The following is a 3,848-nucleotide window of genomic DNA, read 5'->3' on the forward strand; positions in this document are numbered from 1 at the left end:
AGGAAATTGGTTTTCCATTGGTAATTCGTCCTTCGTTTACTTTAGGTGGAAGTGGTGGTAGTATTGTGTTTAAAAAAGAAGACCTGGATGAAGCGTTGAACAATGGTTTAACTGCAAGCCCTATTCATGAAGTGCTGGTAGAAAAAGCAGTGTTGGGCTGGAAAGAATATGAACTGGAACTACTGAGGGATAACAATGATAATGTGGTAATTATTTGTACGGTGGAAAATTTTGATCCGATGGGGGTTCACACTGGCGATAGTATAACAGTAGCGCCAGCAATGACGTTGAGCGATACAGCCTATCAGTTGATGCGGAACACTGCTATACGTATGATGAGGGCACTGGGTAATTTTGCCGGTGGTTGTAATGTACAGTTTGCGTTAAATCCACAAACAGAAGATTTGATTGTGGTAGAAATAAACCCAAGAGTTAGCCGCTCCTCTGCATTGGCAAGTAAGGCTACGGGTTACCCTATTGCAAAAATTGCCGCCAAGCTGGCCATTGGCTACAACCTGGATGAATTAAAAAACCAGATCACCCAATCTACCTCAGCTTATTTTGAACCTGCGCTTGATTATGTAATTGTAAAAATTCCCCGCTGGAATTTTGATAAGTTTAAGGGAGCCAATGATACATTAGGTTTTCAAATGAAGAGTGTAGGTGAAGTGATGGCCATAGGAAGAAGTTTTGCAGAAGCAATACAAAAAGCTTGTCAGAGTTTAGAAAATGAGGCAGTTGGCCTGGGCTATTATGGTAAAAGTTTGATGCATGCCGATGAACTGATAGAGTACATTAAGATACCAAAGTGGGACAGGGTGTTTCGCATAAAAGATGCTCTGATGGCGGGTGCCAGCGTAAAACGTATTTGTGAAAGTACCGGCATTGACAGGTGGTTTATTTACCAGATACAAAAGATATGTGATTGCGAAAAAGAGATCGCTAAATATGATTTGAAAACATTGCCGGACGAACTGTTGACGCAGGCTAAATTTTTAGGCTTTAGCGATGAACAGATCGTTCGTATTATGAAAGAGGATGATGCGGAAATTATTTATAACCGCAGAAAAGAAATGGGCTTAACAAGGGTTTTTAAAATGGTAGATACCTGTAGTGCTGAATTTGAAGCAAAGACACCTTACTTCTATTCAACCTTTGAAAAAAGACCAGCCCCCCGGCCCGAATTGGAAGGGGTAGGAAATGCAGCGTATACTTCTTCTATAGTATCTAATGAATCGGTAGTTTCTACAAAGAAAAAAATTATAGTACTTGGCAGTGGCCCAAACAGAATTGGCCAGGGTATTGAGTTTGATTACTGTTGTGTGCATGGTTTACTTGCGGTGAAAGAAGCAGGCTATGAAGCCATTATGGTGAATTGTAATCCTGAGACTGTATCCACTGATTTTGACATTGCCGATAAATTGTATTTTGAACCTGTGTTTTGGGAACATCTGTGGGAAATTATTGAGCATGAAAAACCTGAAGGTGTAATTGTACAACTGGGAGGGCAAACGGCCCTTAAACTTGCAAAGCGTTTGCATGAGAAGGGGATTAAAATTATCGGTACTTCTTTCGACAGTATGGATATTGCAGAAGACAGGGGACGGTTTAGCGATACGCTAAAAGAGCTGGGTATTCCTTATCCCAACTATGGCACTGCGTACAATACAGATGAAGCCATTGAAGTAGCTAAACAAGTTGGTTACCCGGTTTTAATTCGCCCAAGCTATGTAATTGGCGGACAGCGCATGCGGATTGTATTGAATGATGAAGACCTTGAAAAAGGTATTTTAAGTTTGATAAAACATTTGCCGGGCAATAAAATTTTGATTGATCACTTTTTAGACCGTTGCCAGGAAGCTGAGATAGATGCCATTTTTGATGGGGATGAATTTCACATCATGGGTGTGATGGAACATATTGAACCGGCGGGTATTCATAGTGGAGATAGCAATGCTGTGCTGCCACAATTTAACCTGTCTCCATTGGTTGTTACTACCATGGAACACTATGCAGAAAAGATAGCCAGGACACTTAAAATAAAAGGTCTTATCAATATTCAATTTGCCATTAAAGATGGTAACGTATTTGTAATAGAAGCTAACCCAAGGGCAAGCCGTACAACACCGTTTATTGCAAAAGCTTACCAGATACCTTATTTAAATATTGCCACTAAAATAATGCTCGGGGTCAATAAAATAAAAGACTTTACTTACGAGAAAAAACTACAGGGCTTCGCTATAAAAGAGCCAGTTTTCTCTTTCAATAAATTTCCTGGTGTAAGTAAAGAATTAGGGCCAGAAATGAAAAGTACAGGTGAAGCTATCCGGTTTATTAAAGATTTACGTGATCCTTATTTTAGGCAGTTGTATAAAGAGCGGAGTATGCATTTGAGCAAGTAATTTATTTTAGGAATGACGTTGTGTTATTAAAAAAACGCCTGCAAAAATTATATATCCTCTAAAATTTCGGGGATATCCGGGATGGTGTCCATAGCATTTTCATTTTTGGCATCTTCGTGCAAATAATCTTTTCTTTTTAACTCAAAATTTCTGCCGAGGTACAACCTTCTTACCTGTTCATCGCCAGCAAGCTCTTCGGCGGTACCATGTTTAAATATTCTTCCATCAATTAAAAGGTAAGCCCTGTCGCAAATAGACAATGTTTCGTTTACATTATGATCGGTTATTAAAATACCGATATTCCTAAATTTTAACCGGGCAACTATTGCTTGAATGTCTTCTACAGCAATTGGGTCAACGCCGGCAAAAGGCTCATCCAATAAAATAAATTTAGGGTCAACGGCCAATGCTCTGGCTATTTCTGTTCTTCTTCTTTCACCGCCACTCAGTGTATCACCATTGTTTTTTCTTACTGTTTGTAGCCTAAATTCATCCAACAAAATTTCCAGTTTATTTCTTTGTTCAAGTTTGGTGAGTTTAGTCATTTCCAGTACGGCTTTAATATTATCTTCCACGCTAAGCTTTCTAAATACGCTGGCTTCTTGCGGTAAATAGCCAATGCCCATTTTTGCTCTTTTATACATGGGCAGTTTGGTAATGTTAATGTCGTTTAAGAACACTTCTCCCTGGTCTGGTTTTATCAAACCTACCACCTGGTAAAACGAAGTGGTCTTTCCTGCTCCGTTGGGGCCCAACAAACCAACAATTTCTCCCTGGTTAACGCTAAAAGAAACTTTATCAACAACTGTGCGGCTGCCGTAAATTTTTACCAGGTCTTTAGTTTGTATAGTTAAGCTCAAAATTGTATGTTTTTAACAAAATTAATGTAAACCATTATAAGCCTTATTGATGATTTTTATTTAACATGAGTTTGTGCTTTATAGCTACTTAAGTATGTTTGCAAATATTTAGCACAACATGAAAGTTACAGAACATATTTCGCAGGCAGCAAAAACCTTGGTCTCTTTTGAAATTTTACCGCCACTAAAGGGTAAAACGATTCAATCAATTTATAATCATTTAGATCCTTTGATGGAATTTAAACCATCATTTATAAATGTAACTTATCACCGCAGCGAAACCATGTTCAAAAAAAAGGCAGATGGTACATTTGAGAAAGTTGAAGTACGTAAAAGACCGGGAACAGTGGCCATTTGTGCGGCTATAAAGAACCATTATAATATTGATACGGTACCGCATTTAATTTGTGGTGGATTTACTAAAAGAGATACGGAAGATGCATTGATAGATCTTAATTTTTTAGGAATTGATAATGTATTGGTACTTAGAGGCGATGCAGCAAAGAACGAAGCTAATTTTGAACCGGAGCCTCACGGTAATGCTTATGCGGTTGATCTTTTAACACAAGTGGTGAATTTAAAGAAT

Annotated in this window: 3 protein-coding genes; 2 read left to right on the forward strand and 1 reads right to left on the reverse strand. The window is 38.4% G+C overall.

All coding sequences use genetic code 11. The features are described from left to right. On the forward strand, window positions 1–2,402 hold a 2,402-nt coding region (carB, locus tag H7254_RS17560; RefSeq protein WP_301934210.1), incomplete at its 5' end, for a carbamoyl-phosphate synthase large subunit. Between the two features lie 47 nt (window positions 2,403–2,449). On the opposite strand, the gene lptB is transcribed toward carB, so the two are convergent. Beyond that, window positions 2,450–3,262 (reverse strand): LPS export ABC transporter ATP-binding protein, encoded by an 813-nt coding sequence (gene lptB / locus H7254_RS17565; RefSeq protein WP_301934211.1) that lies wholly within the window; start codon window positions 3,260–3,262, stop codon window positions 2,450–2,452. Between the two features lie 118 nt (window positions 3,263–3,380). On the opposite strand from lptB, the gene H7254_RS17570 reads away from it, so the two are divergent. Beyond that, a partial coding sequence (locus H7254_RS17570) for a methylenetetrahydrofolate reductase (protein ID WP_301934212.1) occupies window positions 3,381–3,848 on the forward strand: 468 nt, incomplete at its 3' end.

The organism is Ferruginibacter sp. (assembly GCF_014377975.1).
Classification (GTDB): Bacteria; Bacteroidota; Bacteroidia; order Chitinophagales; family Chitinophagaceae; genus Ferruginibacter.